The sequence below is a fragment of the Nonomuraea sp. NPDC051298 genome (genome assembly GCF_055586305.1).
Map to the genome: position 1 here is coordinate 232,191 of NZ_JBVJIM010000009.1, position 20,696 is coordinate 252,886.

The following is a 20,696-nucleotide window of genomic DNA, read 5'->3' on the forward strand; positions in this document are numbered from 1 at the left end:
TCCTTCAACACCACCGCTCCGCACCCTCGGCTCCCCCCTCGTCAAGCGTCGCCCAACCCCCGCAAGCTGGGCGAATGCCAAGGGTAAACGATCGACAACGGTGCATCGTCCCCTAGCGATAGTACGACTAGCGGCCCGGACGGCGCGGAACATCGGCGACCAACGGCAACACTCGGTAGGGAACCGGAGTGTCAAGGGCAATGATCGAATTAGTCCGGAGTACGCCCTGAACCTCGACAATTCTGTCGATGACGCGCTGCAGATCGGCATTCGTACGGGCCACCACGCGGCACAGCAGATCGCTGCCGCCGGTGATCGTGTGCACCTCCAGCACCTCGGGGATCCCGGCGAGCCGGTCGGCCACCGGGTCGTGCCCCGCGACCTGCCTGATCTCCATGCTGACGAACGCCGTGACGTCGTAGCCGAGCGCCGCGGGAGACACGTCGGGGCCGAAGCCCGTGATCACTCCCCTGTCGGCGAGGCGGTCGAGTCTGGCCTGGACCGTGCCACGGGCCACGCCGAGCCGCCGCGAGCACTCCAGCACACCCAGCCGGGGCTCGGCGTGCAGCAGGGCGATCAGCCGGGCGTCGAGATCGTCGATTGTCATGCTGTACACATTTACCGGAGTCCGCGCCGAATCGCTAGGCAGATTGTGCACTCATACAAGTAGCTGTTGCGCAACTCGTCCAGGCGACTCGAAGGTTGGGGGTATGAGAGATGTCTTTCCAGTCAACGGCATGGACGCCGTGGTGTTCGCCGTGGGCAACGCCAAGCAGGCGGCCCACTACTACTCGACCGCGTTCGGCATGCGGCTGGTGGCCTACCGTGGCCCGGAGAACGGCAGCCCGGACGTCGCCGCGTACGTGCTGACCTCGGGCAGCGCCACGTTCGAGTTCCGCGCCCCGGTCCGGCCCGGCACGGACCTGGCGCGGCACGTGGCCGAGCACGGCGACGGGGTCGTCGATCTGGCCATCCAGGTGCCCGACGTGGAGGCGGGCTACGCCTACGCGGTCGCGCACGGGGCCAAGGGGCTGGAGGAGCCGCACACGGTGGAGGACGAGCACGGCAAGGTGGTGCTCGCGGCCATCGCCACGTACGGCGAGACCCGGCACACCCTGGTCGACAGGTCCAACTACGGCGGCCCCCACCTGCCCGGCTACGTCCCCGCCCAGCCGCTGGTCGCGCCGCCCGCCACCAAGAACGGCCGGCTGTTCCAGGCGATCGACCACTGCGTCGGCAACGTCGAGCTGGGCAAGATGGACGAGTGGGTGGAGTTCTACCGCAACGTCATGGGCTTCACCAACATGGCCGAGTTCATCGGCGACGACATCGCCACCGAGTACTCGGCGCTCATGTCGAAGGTCGTGGCCGACGGCAGCCGCAAGGTCAAGTTCCCGCTCAACGAGCCGGCCGTCAGCCGCAAGAAGTCGCAGATCGACGAGTACCTCGAGTTCTACGGCGGGCCCGGCGTGCAGCACATCGCGCTGGCCACCAACGACATCCTCACCACGGTGGATCACATGCGGGCCGCGGGGGTGCGCTTCCTGGACACGCCCGACTCGTACTACGACGATCCCGAGCTGCGCGAGCGCATCGGGCAGGTGCGCGTCCCGATCGAGGAGCTGAAGGAGCGCAAGATCCTCGTGGACCGCGACGAGGACGGCTACCTGCTGCAGATCTTCACCCAGCCCGTGCAGGACCGGCCCACGGTCTTCTTCGAGCTGATCGAGCGGCACGGCTCGCTGGGGTTCGGCAAGGGCAACTTCAAGGCCCTGTTCGAGGCGATCGAGCGCGAGCAGGAACGCAGGGGCAACCTTTAGTTTGTCCCGACTTAGTGGTGGTCATCCAGAATTCATGGGATTGTCGCCACCGGGGTTGGCGGGACGCTGGCGGCGACTGTTCGCCGGCGTCCTCGACCTGCTCATCGTCAACGTCATCGCCGCCCCGTTCACCTGGACGAGCTGGAACTACGCCTGGGACGGGAGCCGCGGCGTCTGGGACCGCTATCCAATAGAGCACACCTTCGTGGCCAGCCTCGTGGCCTTCCTCTACTTCTGGCTGCTGCACGCCTTCTGGAACGGGCAGACTTTGGGCAAAAAGTTGTTCGGCATGCGTGTCGTCCAGGAGAACGGCGCGAGGATAGGCGTGGGGCAGGCGGCAGTGAGGCAGGCCGTGGCGACCTTGTTCGAATGGCTCTGCTGCGTCGGCCCTCTGCTGGACCTCGGCTGGATCCTCTTCGATCCCCGTAAACAGGCCCTGCACGACAAGGCCGCCAGGACGGTCGTGGTCAATGCCTGACCCAGCGTAAGATTCTGGTCACGATTCGAAGGGGGCATGTTCGGCAATGCGTTTCGACAGGCGCGGGATGGCCTTGCTGACGGCGCTCGTCAGCGTGCTCGCCTGCTCACCCGCCGACGCGCCGCCCCCCGCGGGCGGCTCCATGCTCGCCGACCGGAACGCGGGCGCGCCCGGCATCGGCGACCCCGACTTCCCCCGCGACGGCAACGGCGGCTACGACGTCGCCCACTACGACCTGGCGGTCGACTACACGCCCAGCAGCAGGCGGCTCGACGGCGTGGCCACCATCCGCGCCGCCGCCACCCAGGAGCTGTCCAGCTTCAACCTCGACCTGAGCGGGCTCGACGTGCGCGAGGTCACCGTCGACGACTCCCCCGCGCGCTTCGCCCGGCAGGGCGACGAGCTGACCGTGCGGCCCGCCCGCACGATCGGCGACGACACCTCCTTCACCGTCAAGGTCACCTACTCCGGCCTGCCCCAGCCGGCCAAGCACAACGCCAACCTGGGCACCTACGGCTTCATCCCGACCTCCGACGGCGCGTTCGTGGCCTCGGAGCCCAACGGCTCCAAGACCTGGTTCCCCAGCAACGACCACCCCGCCGACAAGGCCACGTTCGACTTCACGATCACCGTGCCCGCCGGGGTGACGGTCCTGGCCAACGGCGAGCAGGCCGGGCAGCCCACCACCGCGGAGGGCAAGACCACCTACCGGTGGCGCGAACGCCATCCGATGGCGACCTACCTGGCCACCGCCACGCTTGGCGCGTTCCAGCTCCGCCAGGGCAGCACGGCGGGCGGCATCCCCAACCTCGCCGCCGCCGACCCCAAGTTCAAGGACTCGCTCGACGCCCTCTACACCAGCTCGGGCGAGATCACCGACTACTGGTCCACGGTCTTCGGCCCCTACCCGTTCTCCTCGACCGGCGGCGTCATCGACGACTACCCCGCCGGCTACGCGCTGGAAAACCAGACCAAGCCGCTCTACGGGGGGTTCAACCCCGACGAGTCGATCATCGCGCACGAGCTGGCGCACCAGTGGTTCGGCAACAGCCTGACCATCAAGCGGTGGAAGGACCTCTGGCTCAACGAGGGCTTCGCCACGTACGCCGAGTGGCTGTGGGCCGAGCACAAGGGTGGGAAGAGCGCCGACGCCACGTTCAACGACCTGCTCAAGCGCCCGGAGACCGACCCGATCTGGCAATACCCCCCGGGGCGGGCCAAGCCCGACGACCTGTTCAACCAGTCGGTCTACACGCGCGGCGGCATGACCCTGCACGCGCTGCGCAAGGCCGTCGGCGACGCCACGTTCTTCGGAGTGCTCAAGACGTGGACGGCCGAGCACCGCTACGGCTACGTCACCACCGAGCAGTTCGTCGACCTCGCCGAGCGGATGTCCGGCAAAGACCTCAACGCGCTCTTCGACGCCTGGCTGTTCCAGCCCAAGCGGCCCGCCTGACGCCAGGAAACGCTTGCCGTCGTTCGGTCCAAGAAGTGATGTAACGGGCGAACGACGAAGGGAGCGAGGCCGGTGCGCCTCAACGAAGACCCTGTGGCCTTTGAGGTCTTTTATCGCCGCCATGTCGATGCCGTCATGAGGTTCACGGTCCGGCGGGTGAGCGATCCGCACCTCGCCGCGGACCTGACGGCGGACGTCTTCCTGGCGGTGCTCGACTCCGCGGACACCTACCGCCCCGGCCGGGGCAGCGAGGTCGCCTGGCTGTACGGCATCGCGCGCAACGTCGTGTCGGCCCAGCACCGCAGGGCCGCGCGGGAGGCGCGGGCCACCGGCCGGGTCGCCGGACGCCGTCTGATGGACGACGACGACCTCGCCAGGATGGAGGAGCGGATCGACGCCGAGCGCCAGATGCGCGGCGCCCTGGAGGCCATGGAGGGCCTGCCGGAGGGCGAGCGCGCGGTGCTGGAGCTCGTCGCGATCGACCAGCTCACCGTCTCCGAGGCCGCCGGAGCCCTGGGGATCAGGCAGGTGACCGCGCGGGTCAGATTGCACAGGGCCAGGCGTGCCCTCGAGAACGTCGCTTCGCCCTCGGCCGTGACCCTGGAAGGACAGGCATGAGCAACTTCGAGGATCGCCTGCTCGGCGCACTCAAGGAAGAGATCACGACGAGGACGGCGGAGAACGGGATGACGACGGTGACACCGGTTCGGCGCGGCTCGCGGCGGCGCCTCGTGGGGCTGTCCGCGGCGGTGGCGGGGGTCGCGGCGGCCGCCACCGCGACGGCGGTGGTGGTGACCGGGCTCACGGGCGACCCGGCGTACGCGGTGACCAGGGGCGCCGACGGCGTGGTCACCGTACGGATCCACTCGTTCACCGACCCCGACGGGCTGGCGGCCGAGCTGGGCAGGGCCGGGGTCAGGGCGGTGGTCGACTATCTGCCCGAGGGCCAGACCTGCGCGCAGCCGCGCGGCGAGCACGGGGACGCCCAGGGGCGCTTCGGGGCCGCTGTCGGCCGCGACGCCGACGGGATCGCGTTCACGATCGAGAAGGGGCAGGTGCCGGAGGGGTCGACGCTGGTCCTGGCCGTCTCGAAGAGCGCGGCCGGCGACTCCGCGCCGCCGTTCGCGACCACGCTGGAGATCGTACGAGGCCAGGTCGCGCCGTGCGAGCCCACTTCGATGCCGGTTCCCGCGCCGTCCCAGGGCGGCGCCTCGGAGGGGCAGGACGACGGGCCCCGCCTCGACTCCGGCACCGGAGGCGAAGGGCCAAGCCTGAGCAACCGCCCAGGCTGACGCGTGACACCCGGCCCGGCGTCCTCTTCAGCGTGCGCCGGGCCATGGGCTCACGGCCCTCCCGAGGAGCCGGAGAAGACCAGCACGGAGGCCGTGAACCCGTGCACGTGGTTGTGCCCCGCGACGGGACCGACCTCGCCGGCGGCGAAGAAGCCCGCCACGCCGATGGGCCCCAGCGTGTCGCGCAGCGCGACCGGGTCGTGGTCGGCGGTGCCGAACATGGCCGAGCCCCGCCCGTTGCAGGAGAACAGCAGCGCCCCGTCCACCTTGCCGATCTCCTCGCGGTGGGCGTCGAGCAGGTCGTACAGGTCCTCGTCGGCGGTGGCCGCGTCGCGTACCTGGAAGCGGACCGTCCTGCCGATCTCCACGATGTCGCCGATGGCCACGGCCTCGCGCTCGGGGTCGATGCCGATGACCCCCCTGATGAGGAAGTCGCCGCGTTCGTGGCGCTCGGCGTACTCGTCCATGGCCAGGCCGATCTGCAGGCCCGAGGCGACCAGCTCGCGATCGTCCTCGTCGAGTTCGCTGACGATGTCCTCCAGCCGGGCCAGCGCCGGTTGCCCGGCCAGCTCCAGCAGCAGGTTGTCCTCGGCCGCCGTGACGACCATGCTCGGCCCGATCGGGCGGCAGCCCTGGCTGACCACGGTGCTGACCTTGACCGGGCCGCTGAGCAGCACGCCGATGGCGCCCTCGGTGTAGATCTCCCCGTCGGCGAAGAGCCGTACGGAACCCCGTCCCTGCAACCCGTTGGCCAGGCCGCCGATCAGCGGCAGGTCGCCCAGCACGTCGACCGAGCGCTCCACGAACGCGTCGGTCGGAAAGCTGTACGGATCGGCCAGCAGGATCGCCACGTGGTCGTCGCCGCCGCGCTCGGGCAGCCCGACCACCACGAACCTGTCCTCGGCCGTCAGCGTCTCCAAGGCGAACGTGGTCAGCCGCGCCCCCTCCAGGGTCGCCGCCCACGCGCTCACGGCGGGCGCCAGCTCCACGCCCTGACCGTCGCCGATCACCCCCGTGGCGCTGCATCCGATCACGTGCGCCTCGGGGGCGAGCTTCATCGCGGCCTCTCCGGCCCGTGCGACGTCGTCGGGATCGTCGCCGCAGATGAAGAAGCAGACCAGGTCGGCTTGGCCGCTGAGCCTCGACAGTGCCTGGCCGACGGCGTTCTCCGCGGCCTCCACCAGGTCGGAACTCACGGCGAGGCCGTCGGCGAAGCGGCTTGTCATCAAGGCCACGGATCTCGCCTCCCTCGACATGTCGAAGTTCCCTAGGCCCGATTCTCCCCACTAAAGGGACAAGCACGCGCACGAACCGTCACGCAATAGTCAAGATCCGAAATCTCCGCCAGGTGCGAAAGTCTCTGCCACATTCCGCGCGGGGGACGTAGTCTCGTTCCCGTGCATCAGCCACGTATTCTCCGCGAGTTGCGAGAGAGCGGCCACGTCCACCGCACCGTCAAAGCCGAGGTCAGGCAAAATCTGCTGACCAAGCTGCGGGCGGGCGAGCCCCGCTTCCCCGGCATCGTGGGCTTCGACGAAACCGTCCTGCCCCATCTGGAGCGGGCCCTGCTCGCCGGGCACGACCTGGTCCTGCTCGGGGAGCGCGGCCAGGGCAAGACCCGGCTCATCCGCACCGTCACCGGGCTGCTCGACGAGTGGACGCCGGTGGTCGAGGGCTGCGAGATCAACGACCACCCGTACGCGCCGGTCTGCACGCGCTGCCAGACCCTGGCTCGGGAGCTGGGTGACGAGCTGCCGGTGGCGTGGAGGCACCGCGACGAGCGCTACGGCGAGAAGCTCGCCACGCCCGACACCTCCGTGGGCGACCTGATCGGCGACGTCGACCCCATCAAGATCGCCGAAGGGCGGCGGCTCGGCGACCCCGAGACGGTCCACTACGGCCTGGTGCCGCGCACCAACCGGGGCGTGTTCTCCGTCAACGAGCTGCCCGACCTGGCCGAGCGGATCCAGGTGTCGCTGCTCAACGTGCTGGAGGAGCGCGACGTCCAGGTACGCGGCTACAACCTGCGGCTGCCCCTCGACCTCCTGCTCATCGCCAGCGCCAACCCCGAGGACTACACCAACCGGGGCCGGATCATCACGCCGCTGAAAGACCGCTTCGGCGCCGAGATCCGCACCCACTACCCGCTCACCGTCGAGGACGAGCTGACCCTCATCCGCCAGGAGTCCGTGCCGGACATCGGGGCCGACGTCCCCGAGCACCTGGTCGAGGTGATCGCCCGCTTCACCCGGCTCGTACGCGAATCGACCGCGGTCGACGCCCGTTCCGGCGTGTCGGCCCGCTTCTCGATCGCCGCGGCCGAGACCGCGGCCGCCTCGGCCGTGCGCCGGGCGGCGATCACGGGCGAGGAACAGCCGGTCACCCGCGTGGTCGACCTCGCCAGCGTGGTCCACAGCCTGCGCGGCAAGGTGGAGTTCGAGGTCAGCGAGGAGGGCCGGGAGACCGAGATCCTGGCCCACCTGCTGCGGCGGGCGACGGCCGAGACGTTCAGGAACCGGCTGGGCGGCATGGACCTGTCGCCGGTCACCGACAAGTTCGCCGAGGGCAACCAGGTGGAGTCGGGCGAGCTGGTGGCGGCCGGCGAGCTGCTGCACCGCATCGGCCCGGTGTCCGGCCTGGCCAAGGTCATGTCGCGGCTGGGCATGGGCGCGGGCGAGGAGTCGCCGGGCCACGCGGCCGCCGCCCTGGAGTTCGCGCTGGAGGGGCTTTACCTGATGCGGCGGCTGTCCAAGGAAGACATTGACGGGGTGGCCGTTTACCGGACGTGAACATCTGGGCGGTCTCCGGCGTCATAGTGGATAGCTGATCACGCCGTCGGGGGAGACCGCCCATGCGTACGCCTGCCTGTGCCACCGTCGCCGCTCTCGCGCTGAGCGCGCTCGCCGTGCCCTTGGCGGGGCCGTTCACCGGCCCTGCCGAAGCCGCCACCGCCGTCCTCGGGTACGCCTGGGCCAACGGCGAAGGACGCCTGCGGATCGTGCCGAGGTCGGCCGCCCGCGTCACGCGCCAGGGCCACGTGTTCCACCGGCTCACGACCACCTCGGGGGCCAAGGAGCTGCGCCTCGACTACACGAGGGCGGCGTACGGGCGCGTCACGGTCGCCTGCGACCTGAAAGAGACCGAGGGCCAGGTCGCCGTCGACAGCCAGGGGCTGGGCCGCACCCGCTGCGCGCCCAACGACCTGACCACCGGGCTGGGGCGCGGCCCCGTGCCGGTGCGCGTCGAGTACCAGGGCGGCAAGGCCGTACGCGTCAACGAGATCCTCGTCACCGACTGGCCGGAATCCCGCTCGGCACGGGGCACGATCACGCGGATCGACGACACGACCGTGGTGTTCGCGACGGGCGGAAAGAAGCTCACGCTCGGCTACACGTACATGACGGGCTTCTACCGCACCACCGCGCGCTGTGGCGACGGCTGGCTGGCGGGCAAGCCCGTCAACGCGGACAAGAACGGACTGGGCAAGAAGCCCTGCACGTGGAACTACCTGACCAAGGCGCTCAAGGCGAACCGCCACCCCGTCCTGGTGCAGGTCGACTACACACCCGGCGTGGACTCCCTCGACGGGGTGTGGGAGATCTACGGCGACGCCTGAGCACCCGGCGCTCACGAACCCGCCGTCAGCCTGAGCGCCCAGCACCCCCGCGAACCCGCCGTCACACATGGGGGCGTTTCTCGGGTTAGCGTGGTTTCGTGATGGCCTTCCGCTATGGCGAATACCACGACGGCCCCGACCCCCTGGCCCCTCCCTACGACGTACGCGCGGCCCTCGACGAGATGGGCGACGCCATCCTGTCGGGCTCGACGCCCGTCCACGCCCTGCGCGACCTGCTCAAGCGCGGCCTGCCCGGCGCGCAGGAGCGGCGTGGGCTCGACGACATGCTCAGGGAGGTCCGCAGGCGCCGCCGTGACCTGCGCGAGCGCGGGCGCCTCGACGGCACGCTGGAGCGGGCCAGGGCGCTGCTCGACAAGGCGATCGGCCAGGAGCGGGCGGAGCTGTTCCCCGACCCGTCCGACGACGCGCGACTGCGGGAGGCGGGCCTCGACGGGCTGCCGGAGGACACGGCCAGCGCCATCCAGGAGCTGAGCACGTACGACTGGCGCTCGGCGGCGGCCCGCCAGACCTTCGAGGAGCTGCGCGACCTGCTGCGCAGGGAGGTGCTCGACAGCCAGTTCAGGGGCCTGCGCGACGCGCTGGCCAACCCCGACCCCGAGGCGATGGAACGGGTCCGGCAGATGATGGCGGACCTGAACGGCATGCTCGACAAGGACTCCAGGGGCGAGCACACCCAAGCCGACTTCGAGTCTTTCATGTCGAAATATGGCGACCTGTTCCCCGAGAAGCCTCGTAACCTGGACGAGCTGGTCGACATCCTGGCCCGCCGCGCCGCCGCCACACAGCGCATGCTCGCCTCGATGACCCCACGCCAGCGCGAGGAGCTGGGCAACCTCATCAACCAGACCCTGGAGCAGGCGGGCCTGTCCGACCAGATGCGCCGCCTCGGCGAGGCCCTCTACGCCCGCCGCCCCGACCTGGCCTGGAACGCCCCCGAACGCCTCACCGGCGACGAGCCCCTGGCCATGGGCGACGCCGTGACGGCGCTGGAGGAGCTGGCCGACCTCACCCAGTTGGAGACCGCCCTGCGCCAGGACTACCCTGGCGCGCGCCTCGACGACGTCGACGAGGCCGCCGTACGCCGCGCGCTCGGCCGCTCCGCGGTGGACGACCTGGAGGCGCTCAAGCGGATCGAACGCGAGCTGGAGGAGCAGGGCTACCTCCTGCGCCGCCGCGGCAAGCTGGAGCTGACCCCCAAGGCCGTACGCCGCCTGGGCGAGACCGCGCTGCGCCGGGTCTTCTCCTCCCTCGACGCGGGCCGCCGGGGCGACCACGACCAGCGCGACGCGGGCTCGGCCGGCGAGCTGACGGGCTCCTCGCGGCCCTGGCGGTTCGGCGACGAGCAGCCGATCGACGTCGTACGCACGCTGGTCAACGGCGTCCGCAGCGGCGGCGTCACCCTGGGTGACCGGGTCGGGGTGCGGCTGTCGGTCGACGACTTCGAGGTGGCCGAGACCGAACGCCGCAGCGCCGCCGCCGTCTGCCTGCTGGTGGACCTGTCGTACTCGATGGCGCTGCGCGGCACCTGGGCCGCCGCCAAGCAGACGGCGCTGGCCCTGCAGGCGCTGGTGGCCTCGAAGTTCCCGCAGGACGCCGTACAGATCATCGGCTTCTCCAACTACGCCAGGGTGCTGCAGCCCGACGAGTTGGCCGGCCTCGACTGGGACATGGTCCAGGGCACCAACCTGCACCACTCCCTCCTCATCGCCGGTCGCCACCTCGACCGCCACCCCGACTTCGAGCCGGTGGTGCTGGTGGTCACCGACGGCGAGCCCACGGCCCACCTCATGCGCGACGGACGGTCGGCGTTCGAGTGGCCGCCGTCGCACGAGACGCTGGAGCTCACGCTGGCCGAGGTCGACAAGATGACCCGGCGGCGGGCCACGATCAACATCTTCATGCTGGCGGCCGACGACCGGCTGAAGGAGTTCGTGGACGAGGTGGCCCGCAGGAACGGCGGGCGCGTCTTCTCCCCCAGCGCCGAACGCCTCGGCGAATACGTCGTCAGCGACTTCCTGCGCCTGCGGCGCGCCCGCTGACGCCATAGATCCGGCGGGTCCGCCGCGTCTTAGGGTGCGAGACACGAGGAGAGCCCCTTGCACCCTGAGCATCAACGCGACTTCACCGAGTTCGTCGTCACCCGCTCCGACAGCTTGATCAGGCTCGCCTACGTCCTGACCGACGACCAGCACGCCGCCGAGGACCTCCTGCAGACGGCGCTGGCCAAGACCGCGGGGCATTGGCGGCGCATCAGGCACGACCCGGAGGCGTACGTACGGCGGGTCATGTACCACGAACAGGTCGGGCGGTGGCGAAGCCCGCGCTGGGGCCGCGAACGCGTGCTCGAAACGCCTCCCGATCACGGCGTGGCCGACCGTACGTCCGAGGTCGAGACCCGCGTCACGCTGGCCGAGGCGTTACGGGTCCTGCCCGCGCGCAAGCGGGCGGTGCTGGTGCTGCGTTACTACGAGGACCTCCCCGAGTCCGAGGTCGCCAAGATCATGGGCTGCTCGGTGGGCACCGTACGCAGCCAGACCCATCAAGCCGTCGCCCGGCTGCGCGAGCTGGTCGGCGAGACCGTCATCCTGGAGGGCCTGCAGTGACCATCGACGAACGACGGATCGCCGAAGAGCTTCGCCACCTGGCCGACGACGCCACCCCCGTGGATCCGCTCGCGCTCGCCGCGCGGACCCTCGCGCGGCGACGGCGCCGGGCCAGGTCCGTGACCGGGGTCGCGGTGCTGGCCGTGGCCGCCACGGCGGTCGCGGTGCTGGTCGTGCCCTCCTCGAACGGCCTCGGCCCCGACAGCGCGGCCCGGGTGGCGACCCTGCCGGACAACACGCCCGAGCAGGCGCGGCTGGTGCGCGAGTGCATGCCCCAGGGCGGTCCCGCGCACAGCATGGACGGCAACCTGCGGATCGCCGGGCAGGGGTCGGTCGACGACTTCCGGGTCCTGGTGGACTATCGGGACGAGGGCGGGAGCACTGCTCTGGTGGGCAGCGACGCCGGTTTCGTCCTGTGCACGCCGACCGCCCAGAAGGACATGGCGGATCGGCCGGTCCTCACCTACTGGGGGTTCAAGGCGCCGGGTGACCTGGACGGGTTCTCCGGTGATCTCCAGGTGGACGCGTACACCGCCGTGAGGCACCCGTACACCGTCGGTGAGCGGCAGACCCAGAAGGAGGACATCTACCAGGTCGTCGCCGGGCGGGTCAGCGACGCGGTGGAACGGGTGGAGATCGACTGGGCGGACGGGCGGCGCACGCCGGCGCGGATCGCCGATGGGTTCTTCATCGTGCGGATCGCCGCGGAGGTGCGGCGCGCGCCCGACGAGACGACGAGCGGGGAGGTCCTGCTCGTGTCCGTGCCCTCGGCCACGGTGACGGCCTACGGGGCCGACGGGCGGGTCCTGGAGGAGGAGAAGAACGTCGTGTTCGGTCCGGTGAACCGCGGCAACGGCTGATCCGTGCGCGGGCACCTCGGGACGCGGGCCCTGCCACCCCGGCCGGGCGGAACTGTCGGTGCCGGATGGCAGGCTCTCCGGTCATGGACGACGTCGTGCGGCTCAGAGACGTGGTGGAGGCCGACCTGGAGGCGTTCCTCGAGCAGGAGCACGATCCGGAGACCGTGCGACGCTCGAGGTTCGCGCCCCGCGAGCGGGCGAGGTTCATCCGCCACTGGGAGACCCAGATCCTCGACGACCCGACCGTGTTCGTCCAAGCCGTCCTGGTCGACGACGTGCTCGCCGGCCACCTGGTCGCCTGGTGGGAGGAGGAGCGGCGGTTCATCGGCTACGTGTTCGGCCGGGCGTTCTGGGGCCGGGGCATCGGGACCCGCGCGATGGGGCTCTTCCTCGACCAGGAGCAGACCCGCCCGCTCCACGCCGACCCCCACCACGCCAACACCGCGTCGGTGCGGCTGCTGGAGAGGCACGGGTTCGAACGCTCGGGCACGGTGAGACCCGGCGAGGACGAGCACCTCCTGCTGGTGCTCCACCAGCCGCCGGGGGCCGCCCGCTCGCGGGCCCTGGTCAGGCGTCGATGAGCGGGGGTGTTCAGCTCAGGCGTCGATGAGCCGGGAGTAGAAGTCGAGGGCGACGTCGAAGCCGTCGCGGCAGTTGCGGTGCGAGCGGTAGCAGGGCCGCCAGGCCGAGCTGGCGCCCACCCCGGCGCGGGCGTCCTGGAGTGCCGGCGGCACGCGTTCCGGCTTGGGCAACAGGCCGTGACCCAGATAGCGCACACCCGACAGCTCCGTGTGCCGGCCCTGGCCGCCCGAGACGAAGTGGCCCAGCCGCCAGCCGCTCTCCTCGTCCCACACCAGCGCCGTGCCGTCCGGCAGCATGAGCGTGGCGTCACGGGGGTCGCACGGCCCCTCCCACCAATCCGTGACCTCGGCTCCAAGCAGCCCGACGACCTGCTGCACGTAACTGGTCGGCTGTTGCAGCCACTCGTCGGTGTACGGCTCGACGTGCCTGATGGCCACGTACGGCACCCCCTTGTGCCCAAACGGTAAGGAAAAAGCGGCGATTAGCAACCTTACCCGTGCCGAACTTATTCCGTTGCACAGCCGTCTAGTCATTACGGACGATATTTACGTCCCACACGGGGAAGGAGGGGTATCCATGATCGCCGCGATTCTCCTCGTCGTGCTGATGATCGTCGCGGTGGCGGCCAACGAGCTGTGCATGCGCTGCTCCACGGAGAGCAAAGAGAGTGTCGAGTCCCCCAGCGAGATCACCGGGGACTAGTCTCTCCCGCATGTCGTCCCTGCTTCTTTGGCTGCACATCGGATTCGCGATCTTCACGATCGGCCCGGTCACCGCCGCGACGATGGCCGCGCCGCGCGCCATCCGCACCAAGAACGTGCCCACGCTGCAGTTCATCCAGCGCCTGACGAGGATCTACAGCCTCGGCAGCCTGGGTGTGTTCGTGTTCGGGGTGATCCTCGGCGTGGTGCTGGGCGGCGGGCTGCTCGGCAAGTGGTACATGACGGCGTCGATGACGCTGTTCATCGTGGCCGCCGTGCTGCTCGTCATCATCGACCGCGACCTGCGCACCGCCGTACAGGCGCTCTCGAGCGAGAGCGCGGAAGACGATGCGAAGGTGCAGCACGGCCGGATCGCCGCCATCAGCGGGCTGCTGTCGGTGATCTGGCTGGTGATCCTCTTCCTGATGGTCGTCCCCGGCTAGGCGACCGGCCGGGCGCCCGCACCCGGCCGGGCCGCGGGAAGCCCTGACACGCTCAGCCGAGCGCCTGGGTGAGGTCGGCGAGCAGGTCGTCGACGGTCTCGATGCCGACCGAGAGCCGTACGAGGTCCCCCGGCACCTCCAGCGCCGACCCCGCCACCGAGGCGTGCGTCATCCTGCCCGGGTGCTCGATCAGCGACTCGACGCCCCCGAGCGACTCCCCCAGCGTGAACAGCTTCGCCCGGTCGCACACCGCCACGGCCTCGCTCTCGCCCCCGGCGACCCGGAACGACACCATGCCCCCGAACCGGCGCATCTGCTTGGCCGCCACCTCGTGCCCGGGGTGCTCGGCCAGGCCCGGATAGAGCACCGAGGTCACGCGCGGGTGGGCCAGCAGCAGGTCGACGACGCGCTCGGCGTTGTCGCAGTGGCGGTCCATCCGGATGCCGAGGGTCTTGAGCCCGCGCAGCGTCAGCCACGCGTCGAACGGCCCCGCCACCGCCCCCATCGCGTTCTGGTGGTAGGCGAGTTCCTCGCCGAGCGCGGCGTCGCCGGACACCAGGGCGCCGCCGACCACGTCGGAGTGCCCGCCCACGTACTTGGTGGTCGAGTGCACGACCACGTCCGCCCCCAGGGCGAGCGGCTGCTGCAGGTACGGCGAGGCGAACGTGTTGTCCACCACCAGCAGCGCCCCGTTCTCGTGGGCCAGTTGGGCCAGCCCGGCGATGTCGGCGATGCCGAGGAGCGGGTTGGTGGGCGTCTCGACCCAGACCACCTTGGTCTTCTGCGTCATCGCCGCGGCCACGGCGTCGAGGTCGTGCAGCGAGACCGGGTCGTAGTGCAGGTCCCAGCGCTTGTGCACCTTGGCGAACAGCCGGTAGGTGCCGCCGTACGCGTCGTTCGGGATGATCACGTGATCCTGCGGCTTGCACACCGCACGCAGCAGGGTGTCCTCGGCGGCCAGCCCCGAGGCGAACGCCAGCCCCCTGGCCCCGCCCTCCACCGCGGCCAGCGCGGTCTCGAGCGCGGTCCTGGTGGGGTTGGCCGATCGGCTGTACTCGTATCCGGAACGCAGGCCCCCCACGCCGTCCTGCTTGTAGGTGGACGTGGCGTAGATCGGGGGCACGACCGCGCCTGTCACCGGATCGGGCTCCTGACCTGCGTGGATGGCCAGCGTCTCAAAACCGTTGCTCATACAGGCCACGTTAACGGAAGACGGCCGGACCGAAGACGGCCCGCGATCCGGTCCCCACCGGATCGCGGGCCGCTCACGGGAACCGTCCCCACGGCCCCGTGTGAGGGCTCGCGTACCATGCCCGCGCGAGCCCGGGTCGTCAGGCCGCCCTGGGCTGGTGGCGGTCCTCGCCCGGCCGGGGCGTGAGCCGTACGACGTCCGCCTCGATGAACCGGCCGCTGCCGCCCTCCGCCCGCTCCCCGTTGATCCGCGAGAGCAGCACGGGGTCGGCCAGCGCGAGCAGCGCGGCGACGACCAGTCCTGCGCCCAGCAGTGCGAACCCGATGGCAACCATTTCTCGTCCCCTTCCGACATCTCCCATGGTCCGTGACGGACCCCGTCGGGCGCCTCCGCTGAAGGGCTGGTCTCCGGCCGGCGCCCTCGGCCGAACGGTCGATACGGCATGTCCGACTTCCGGCTTAGGCTCGGGACCGTGGGGGAACGAAAACGCGTCGTTTACTGGATCCGCAGGCTCAGCGAGATCGCCATGCTCGGCTGGCTGGCCCTGCTGATGCCGCTCGACCTCGTTCTCGCCGCCACCGTCGGCGGTCTGCAGTGGCTCGTGCCGATCTGCGGCGCGTGCGGCTTCACGGCCGTGCTGCTGCGGCGCAGATACCGGCTGGAGGGGTTCAGCGTCATGCTGGCCCTGTCGTTCGGCGTGTCGGCGCTGTTCACGAGCACCGGGGTCGACGGCGCGCCCGGTCTGGTGGAGACGGGCGCGCTGCTCGTGCTGCTCATCGGGGTGCTGCGGCACGTCGAGCCGGTACGCCGGGCCGCGGTGCTGGCCTGCGTGACGCTGGCCGTCTTCATGTTCGAGGCCGGCGCGCGCGAGTTCCAGAACGCGGGCCTGGGCTACGCGTTCGTGCTGTTCGCGGGGTGGTCGATGGCCGCCGGCATCGGCGGCTACCTGCGCTTCCAGCAGGAGCGCCGCACCGAGGCGGTCCATTCCGTACGCCGGGCAGAACGCCTCGAACTCGCCAGAGAGCTCCACGACCTGGTCGCCCACTACATCACGGGCATCGTGGTCCAGGCCCAGGCGGCGCGTACGGTCGCCGAGACCAAACCGGAGGCGGTGGCTCCGGCCCTGGACGCGATCGCGACGGCGGGCTCGGAGGCCCTGACGTCGATGCGGCGCATGGTCACCGTGCTGCGCACCGAGGACGGCGCCGACCGCAGGCCCGGCGTCACGCTGGCCGACCTGCGGATGCTGGCCGACCGGTTCTCGGCCGAGGGGCCGAAGGTGGCGTTCGAGATCGGTCAGGGGCTCGACGACCGTACGCTGCCGCCGGAGGTCATGACCACCCTGCACCGGGTGCTCCAGGAGGCGCTGACGAACATTCGCAAGCACGCGGCCCGCTCGGCCTGGGTGGAGGCGGACCTGCGGCGCCACGAGCAGGTCGCGGCGTTGCGGGTCCGCAACTTCGGCTCCGGCTCCGACCCGCGGGTGTCCCGGCTGGGCGGCGGGTTCGGGCTGGTCGGGATGGCCGAGCGGGTGGAGGCGCTGGGCGGCAGGCTCTACGCGGGCCCGGCACCCGACGGGGCCTGGGAGGTGGTCGCCGAGTTCCCCCTCCGCTGAGGCGGCTCCTCCCGGCGAGGCGAGGAGGAGGACCCGGTCGTGGCCCTCCTCGGCGCTCCGGCGGAAGCCAGTCCGGACGGGCGGAGTGGGCCGCTCAGTGGTTGGCCAGGAAGGCGAGCAGGTCCTGCCGGGTGATCAGCCCCGAGGGCTTGCCGTCCTCCAGCACCACCGCCGCGTCCGCCTTCTCCAGCGCCTCCACCGCCCGCGCCACGGGCTCACCGCTGCCGATCATGGGCAGCGGCGCCGACATGTGCTCGGAGATCGGGTCGTCGGAGGAGAGTTTGCCGTGGTAGAGGGCTTCGAGGAGATCGCGCTCGACGATGGAGCCGACGACCTCGGCCGCCATGACCGGCGGCTCCTCCTTCATCACGGGGAGCTGCGACACCGAGTATTCGCGCATGGTCGCGATGGCCGTGCCGACCGACTCGTGCGGGTGCGCGTGGACGAACTCCGGCAGCCCCGGCCCCTTGCGCGCCAGCACGTCGCCGACCAGCCCCTCGTCGGAGGACGTGGTCAGGAAGCCGTAGTCGGCCATCCAGTCGTCGTTGAAGATCTTCGACAGGTAGCCGCGGCCCCCGTCGGGCAGCAGGACGACCACCACGTCGTCGGGCCCCGCCGTGGCCGCCACGCGCAGCGACGCCACCACGGCCATGCCGCACGAACCGCCGACGAGCAGCCCCTCCTCACGGGCGAGCCTACGGGTCATGGTGAAGGAGTCCTTGTCGGACACCGCGATGATCTCGTCGCAGATCGACGTGTCGTACGTGGCCGGCCAGATGTCCTCGCCGACCCCCTCCACCAGGTACGGCCGCCCGGACCCGCCGGAGTAGACCGACCCCTCCGGGTCAGCCCCGATGATCTTCACCCGGCCGCCGGAGACCTCCTTCAGGTAGCGCCCGGTGCCGCTGATCGTGCCGCCGGTGCCGATGCCCGCCACGAAGTGCGTGACCCTGCCCTCGGTCTGCTCCCACACCTCGGGGCCGGTCGAGTGGTAGTGGGAGTCGGGGTTGTTGACGTTGGAGTACTGGTCGGGCTTCCAGGCGTTGGGCACCTCGCGGGCCAGCCGGTCGGAGACCGAGTAGTAGGAGTCGGGATGCTCGGGCGAGACGGCGGTCGGGCAGACCACGACCTCGGCCCCGTAGGCCCGCAGCACCGAGATCTTGTCCTGGGCCACCTTGTCCGGCACCACGAACAGGCACCGGTAGCCCCGCTGCTGGGCCACGATGGCCAGCCCGACGCCGGTGTTGCCGGAGGTCGGCTCGACGATCACGCCGCCCGGGCGCAGTTCGCCGGACTTCTCCGCCGCGTCGATCATGCGTACCGCGATGCGGTCCTTGACCGAGCCCCCCGGGTTGAAGTACTCGACTTTGGCGAGCACCTGCGCGGGCACGCCCGCGGTGACCTTGTGCAGCCGGACCAGCGGGGTGTTCCCCATCAGGTCGACCAGGGAATCGTAAACGCGCACCGAGGTGTTCACCTTCTTTGTCGAAGCTTGATGAGCTTGTCGATGGCCGAGGTCCGAAGGGGGTGGCCGGCCCCGGCTACTTTTCAAGCAAACGCTACCGCCGAGTTCGACTGGGGAGGGCACGTACGTGGTCTGGGCACCTGGCATGGCGCGTGCGGCACGCAGGATCGCCACGGCGGCGGCGCTGGGAGGGGGCGGGCTGACCGCGCTCGGAGCCACGGCCTACGGCCTGCTGATCGCCGAGGGCCTGCTCGCGCGCAGGGCCATCGGCACCCCGCACGGCCTGGACGGACCGCACGCCGACGGCCTGTACGGCGACTCCGGGGGCGAGCCGCTCAACCTGGCCATGCTCGGCGACTCGACCTCGGTCGGCCTGGGCATGGCCGACCCCGCGAAGACTCCCGCCGTGCTGCTCGCCAACGGCCTGGCCGCGGCCGCGGAGCGCCCGGTGCGCCTGCTGGTGGCGGGCAAGTCGGGCGCACCGTCGGCCGACCTGGCCGAGCAGGTGGACGCGGCCCTCGCCATCCGGCCCGACGTGGCGGTGATCTTCGTGGGGGCCAACGACATCATCACGCAGACGCCGCCCGCGACCGCCGTACGCCATCTGGCCAAGGCCGTGCGGCGGCTTCGGGACGCGGGGGCCGAGGTAGTCGTCGGAACCTGTCCCGACCTCGGCACGGTGCGTCCCATCGCGCAGCCGCTGCGCTGGGTGACGCAGCGCTGGAGCCGCCAGCTCGCCGCGGCGCAGACGGTGGCGGTGGTGGACGCGGGCGGGCGTACGGTGGCGTTCGCCGACGTCCTGGGCCCGATGTTCGCGACAAATCCGACAGAAATGTTCGGACCGGATCGTTTCCATCCATCTGACCGAGGTTACGCACAGGCCGCTTACGCGGTGCTACCGTCAGTGTGCGCTGCGTTGGGGTTGTGGCCTGAGCCGCGCCCCGCGCGTGGCGAAGCACTGCAACCGATCTACCTCGCGGCGGCTACGGCCGCGGAGGAGCCCGGCACCGAGGTCACCGCGACCCGGGTCAACGGGCGGGCGACGGGCCTGTACGGCAAGTGGGCCTCGTTGTTCCGCCGGCGGCTCGGCGAGCCGGTCGAAGACACCTGACCTCCTGCGCACCCTCGGCCGGTCACCCTCCGGGTTGGAGCCGTCACTCTACGTCCCCTTTGGAGTGGTTTGCCCGTGCTCCGGCCCCTCTGGAAACCGTCCCTCGCCCTCGCCGGAACCCTCGCCGCCACCGCCTGCTCCGGCAGCGACGCGGCGACCACCACAGACTTCCCGACCTGGCACAACACCCAGGTCAACGCCGTCAGCCGGATGGCCGTCGGCAGCGGGGTGGCCGCCCTGACCTCCATGAAGCCCGACGGGTCGCTGGAGACCGCGGCCCTCGGCCTGCGCGACGGCAAACGGCTGTGGGCCTACCCGGCCACGATGGCCGGCCGCCTGCCGGGAATGGGCGTCTCCACCCCCGCGGTCGTGGAGACGTCCGACGGGAAGGGCGTGGTCGTCGCGCTCGACCCGGGCAAGAAGGGCCGCTGGAACGCCACGCTCGTCGCCCGCGACGCCCGCTCCGGGGTGCGGAAGTGGACCAGGCCCGTGCACTCGACGTTCGGCCCGCAGCGCTGCGGCCCGTACGTGTGCCTGTCCGAGCACACCGCCCTGACCAAGGCGCGCATGGTGGTGCTCGACCCGGCGACCGGCAGGCAACTGTGGAAGCTGCCAGGCATCGCCGAGGTGGAGTGGTCCGACCGGAGCAGGGTGCTGCTGCTCAGGCTGGCCGCCAACCCCATGGTGGAGTCGTACGAGCTGAAGTCCGGCAAGCTCCAGTGGCAGCAGCCGATCGAGCAGGCCCTCGGCCCCGGGATCGACATGTCGGGCGGCTGGGCGTTCGGCGCCTCGGGCGACGACCTGGTCGGCTACGTCGCCCCCTACACGAATCCGCAGACCAAGAAGCTCTCGACGTTCGGGCTGTTCTCGGTCGGGATCGCCGACGGGACGATCAACTGGATGCGCCCCTCGGTCGTACGCGTCTATCCGAGCGGCAACCCCGGCTACGCCCCCGTCGTACGCCCTGTCGACCGCCAGGGCGCCTACGGCGGCTTCGCCCGGCTCGACTCCACCAGCGGCCGGGTGGTCGGCCAGATCGCCGCCGCCGACGTGCCGGGCTCCGGGTGGTGGCTGGCCTTCCCCGGCCGCATGGACAAACTGGGCTTCCTCCAGCACAACGGCAAGGGGTCGGCCTTCGACCTGGTCTCCGGCAAGGTCGCACCGGCGGAGGGAGAGCGCGGCTGGTCGTTCTGCGTGACCGACCCCAAGCCGCTGCCGCTGCGCGGGCAGGCGCCTGGCTTCTACTCCACGGCCGCCGTCTGCGAGTACGACCTCGGCACCGGCAAGCGCGTCTCCCCCGCCACACCCCCGCCGCCGTGGTTCACCGGCAGCCAGGAGGGCTGGCGGCTGTGGCGCGACGAGAAGGGCGCCGTCCACGCGGTGAACGACCACACGACGACCGTGCCGGGCATGTACGGATAAGGGAGGGGTCGGCGGGCCC

General features: G+C 70.8%; 22 protein-coding genes. 16 read left to right on the top strand and 6 right to left on the bottom strand.

All coding sequences use genetic code 11. From position 1 onward, the window contains the following. Nucleotides 1-127: 127 nt before the first annotated feature. A complete protein-coding gene (locus tag ACZ6S0_RS26110) occupies nucleotides 128-607 on the bottom strand; it encodes an Lrp/AsnC family transcriptional regulator (RefSeq protein ID WP_465921937.1) in 480 nt (159 codons plus the stop codon). A gap of 103 nt (nucleotides 608-710) precedes the next feature. Between ACZ6S0_RS26110 and hppD the strand changes: the two genes are divergently transcribed. From hppD to ACZ6S0_RS26135, 5 genes are all read left to right on the top strand, one after another. Further along, nucleotides 711-1,820: a 4-hydroxyphenylpyruvate dioxygenase gene (gene hppD, locus ACZ6S0_RS26115; protein ID WP_465921938.1), complete on the top strand. Its 1,110-nt coding sequence runs from the start codon at nucleotides 711-713 to the stop codon at nucleotides 1,818-1,820. A gap of 34 nt (nucleotides 1,821-1,854) precedes the next feature. Next, the gene (locus ACZ6S0_RS26120) at nucleotides 1,855-2,298 is read left to right on the top strand and encodes an RDD family protein (protein WP_465921939.1); all 444 of its coding nucleotides are present in this window, start codon (nucleotides 1,855-1,857) and stop codon (nucleotides 2,296-2,298) included. 67 nt (nucleotides 2,299-2,365) lie between these two features. After that, nucleotides 2,366-3,754, top strand: coding sequence for a M1 family metallopeptidase (locus ACZ6S0_RS26125; protein ID WP_465921940.1), 1,389 nt, complete (start codon nucleotides 2,366-2,368; stop codon nucleotides 3,752-3,754). Between the two features lie 93 nt (nucleotides 3,755-3,847). Then, nucleotides 3,848-4,372: an RNA polymerase sigma factor gene (locus tag ACZ6S0_RS26130; protein ID WP_465922056.1), complete on the top strand. Its 525-nt coding sequence runs from the start codon at nucleotides 3,848-3,850 to the stop codon at nucleotides 4,370-4,372. Then, the gene (locus tag ACZ6S0_RS26135; protein ID WP_465921941.1) at nucleotides 4,369-5,046 is read left to right on the top strand and encodes a hypothetical protein; all 678 of its coding nucleotides are present in this window, start codon (nucleotides 4,369-4,371) and stop codon (nucleotides 5,044-5,046) included. Before ACZ6S0_RS26130 ends, ACZ6S0_RS26135 begins: the two co-directional genes overlap by 4 nt. 50 nt (nucleotides 5,047-5,096) lie before the next feature. Here the strand turns inward: ACZ6S0_RS26135 and ACZ6S0_RS26140 are convergent, their stop codons facing one another. Further along, the gene (locus ACZ6S0_RS26140; RefSeq protein ID WP_344880769.1) at nucleotides 5,097-6,272 is read right to left on the bottom strand and encodes an FIST signal transduction protein; all 1,176 of its coding nucleotides are present in this window, start codon (nucleotides 6,270-6,272) and stop codon (nucleotides 5,097-5,099) included. 171 nt (nucleotides 6,273-6,443) lie between these two features. On the opposite strand from ACZ6S0_RS26140, the gene ACZ6S0_RS26145 reads away from it, so the two are divergent. The 6 genes from ACZ6S0_RS26145 to ACZ6S0_RS26170 all read left to right on the top strand — a co-directional run bounded on the left by ACZ6S0_RS26145 (nucleotide 6,444) and on the right by ACZ6S0_RS26170 (nucleotide 12,727). Continuing rightward, the gene (locus tag ACZ6S0_RS26145; protein ID WP_465921942.1) at nucleotides 6,444-7,835 is read left to right on the top strand and encodes a sigma 54-interacting transcriptional regulator; all 1,392 of its coding nucleotides are present in this window, start codon (nucleotides 6,444-6,446) and stop codon (nucleotides 7,833-7,835) included. 62 nt (nucleotides 7,836-7,897) lie between these two features. Then, the gene (locus ACZ6S0_RS26150; RefSeq protein WP_465921943.1) at nucleotides 7,898-8,662 is read left to right on the top strand and encodes a hypothetical protein; all 765 of its coding nucleotides are present in this window, start codon (nucleotides 7,898-7,900) and stop codon (nucleotides 8,660-8,662) included. Between the two features lie 101 nt (nucleotides 8,663-8,763). Next, nucleotides 8,764-10,722 (top strand): vWA domain-containing protein, encoded by a 1,959-nt coding sequence (locus ACZ6S0_RS26155; RefSeq protein ID WP_465922057.1) that lies wholly within the window; start codon nucleotides 8,764-8,766, stop codon nucleotides 10,720-10,722. A gap of 57 nt (nucleotides 10,723-10,779) precedes the next feature. Continuing rightward, nucleotides 10,780-11,286: a SigE family RNA polymerase sigma factor gene (locus ACZ6S0_RS26160; protein ID WP_465921944.1), complete on the top strand. Its 507-nt coding sequence runs from the start codon at nucleotides 10,780-10,782 to the stop codon at nucleotides 11,284-11,286. Then, a complete protein-coding gene (locus ACZ6S0_RS26165; RefSeq protein ID WP_465921945.1) occupies nucleotides 11,283-12,146 on the top strand; it encodes a hypothetical protein in 864 nt (287 codons plus the stop codon). The genes ACZ6S0_RS26160 and ACZ6S0_RS26165 overlap by 4 nt, the downstream gene beginning before the upstream one ends. Before the next feature lie 83 nt (nucleotides 12,147-12,229). Next, the gene (locus tag ACZ6S0_RS26170) at nucleotides 12,230-12,727 is read left to right on the top strand and encodes a GNAT family N-acetyltransferase (protein WP_465921946.1); all 498 of its coding nucleotides are present in this window, start codon (nucleotides 12,230-12,232) and stop codon (nucleotides 12,725-12,727) included. 15 nt (nucleotides 12,728-12,742) lie between these two features. Here ACZ6S0_RS26170 and ACZ6S0_RS26175 read toward each other — a convergent pair whose 3' ends face one another. Next, nucleotides 12,743-13,165 (bottom strand): DUF6292 family protein, encoded by a 423-nt coding sequence (locus ACZ6S0_RS26175; protein WP_465921947.1) that lies wholly within the window; start codon nucleotides 13,163-13,165, stop codon nucleotides 12,743-12,745. Between the two features lie 139 nt (nucleotides 13,166-13,304). On the opposite strand from ACZ6S0_RS26175, the gene ACZ6S0_RS26180 reads away from it, so the two are divergent. Together ACZ6S0_RS26180 and ACZ6S0_RS26185 are read left to right on the top strand one after the other, a co-directional pair. Next, the gene (locus ACZ6S0_RS26180; protein WP_344880678.1) at nucleotides 13,305-13,430 is read left to right on the top strand and encodes a hypothetical protein; all 126 of its coding nucleotides are present in this window, start codon (nucleotides 13,305-13,307) and stop codon (nucleotides 13,428-13,430) included. A gap of 10 nt (nucleotides 13,431-13,440) precedes the next feature. Then, nucleotides 13,441-13,872, top strand: a complete 432-nt coding sequence (locus ACZ6S0_RS26185; protein WP_344880675.1) for a DUF2269 family protein — start codon at nucleotides 13,441-13,443, stop codon at nucleotides 13,870-13,872. A gap of 52 nt (nucleotides 13,873-13,924) precedes the next feature. On the opposite strand, the gene ACZ6S0_RS26190 is transcribed toward ACZ6S0_RS26185, so the two are convergent. Together ACZ6S0_RS26190 and ACZ6S0_RS26195 are read right to left on the bottom strand one after the other, a co-directional pair. Beyond that, entirely contained in the window at nucleotides 13,925-15,064 is a 1,140-nt protein-coding gene (locus ACZ6S0_RS26190; RefSeq protein WP_465921948.1) for a cystathionine gamma-synthase, read from the bottom strand. A gap of 139 nt (nucleotides 15,065-15,203) precedes the next feature. Next, the gene (locus tag ACZ6S0_RS26195) at nucleotides 15,204-15,398 is read right to left on the bottom strand and encodes a hypothetical protein (protein WP_465921949.1); all 195 of its coding nucleotides are present in this window, start codon (nucleotides 15,396-15,398) and stop codon (nucleotides 15,204-15,206) included. Between the two features lie 138 nt (nucleotides 15,399-15,536). On the opposite strand from ACZ6S0_RS26195, the gene ACZ6S0_RS26200 reads away from it, so the two are divergent. Continuing rightward, nucleotides 15,537-16,679 (top strand): sensor histidine kinase, encoded by a 1,143-nt coding sequence (locus tag ACZ6S0_RS26200; protein WP_465921950.1) that lies wholly within the window; start codon nucleotides 15,537-15,539, stop codon nucleotides 16,677-16,679. A gap of 94 nt (nucleotides 16,680-16,773) precedes the next feature. Here the strand turns inward: ACZ6S0_RS26200 and ACZ6S0_RS26205 are convergent, their stop codons facing one another. Then, nucleotides 16,774-18,144, bottom strand: coding sequence for a cystathionine beta-synthase (locus tag ACZ6S0_RS26205; protein WP_465921951.1), 1,371 nt, complete (start codon nucleotides 18,142-18,144; stop codon nucleotides 16,774-16,776). A 127-nt stretch (nucleotides 18,145-18,271) separates the two neighbouring features. On the opposite strand from ACZ6S0_RS26205, the gene ACZ6S0_RS26210 reads away from it, so the two are divergent. Together ACZ6S0_RS26210 and ACZ6S0_RS26215 are read left to right on the top strand one after the other, a co-directional pair. Then, nucleotides 18,272-19,255 (top strand): SGNH/GDSL hydrolase family protein, encoded by a 984-nt coding sequence (locus ACZ6S0_RS26210; RefSeq protein ID WP_465921952.1) that lies wholly within the window; start codon nucleotides 18,272-18,274, stop codon nucleotides 19,253-19,255. Nucleotides 19,256-19,330: 75 nt separating this feature from the next. Then, a complete protein-coding gene (locus ACZ6S0_RS26215; RefSeq protein ID WP_465921953.1) occupies nucleotides 19,331-20,677 on the top strand; it encodes an outer membrane protein assembly factor BamB family protein in 1,347 nt (448 codons plus the stop codon). Nucleotides 20,678-20,696: the final 19 nt, after the last annotated feature.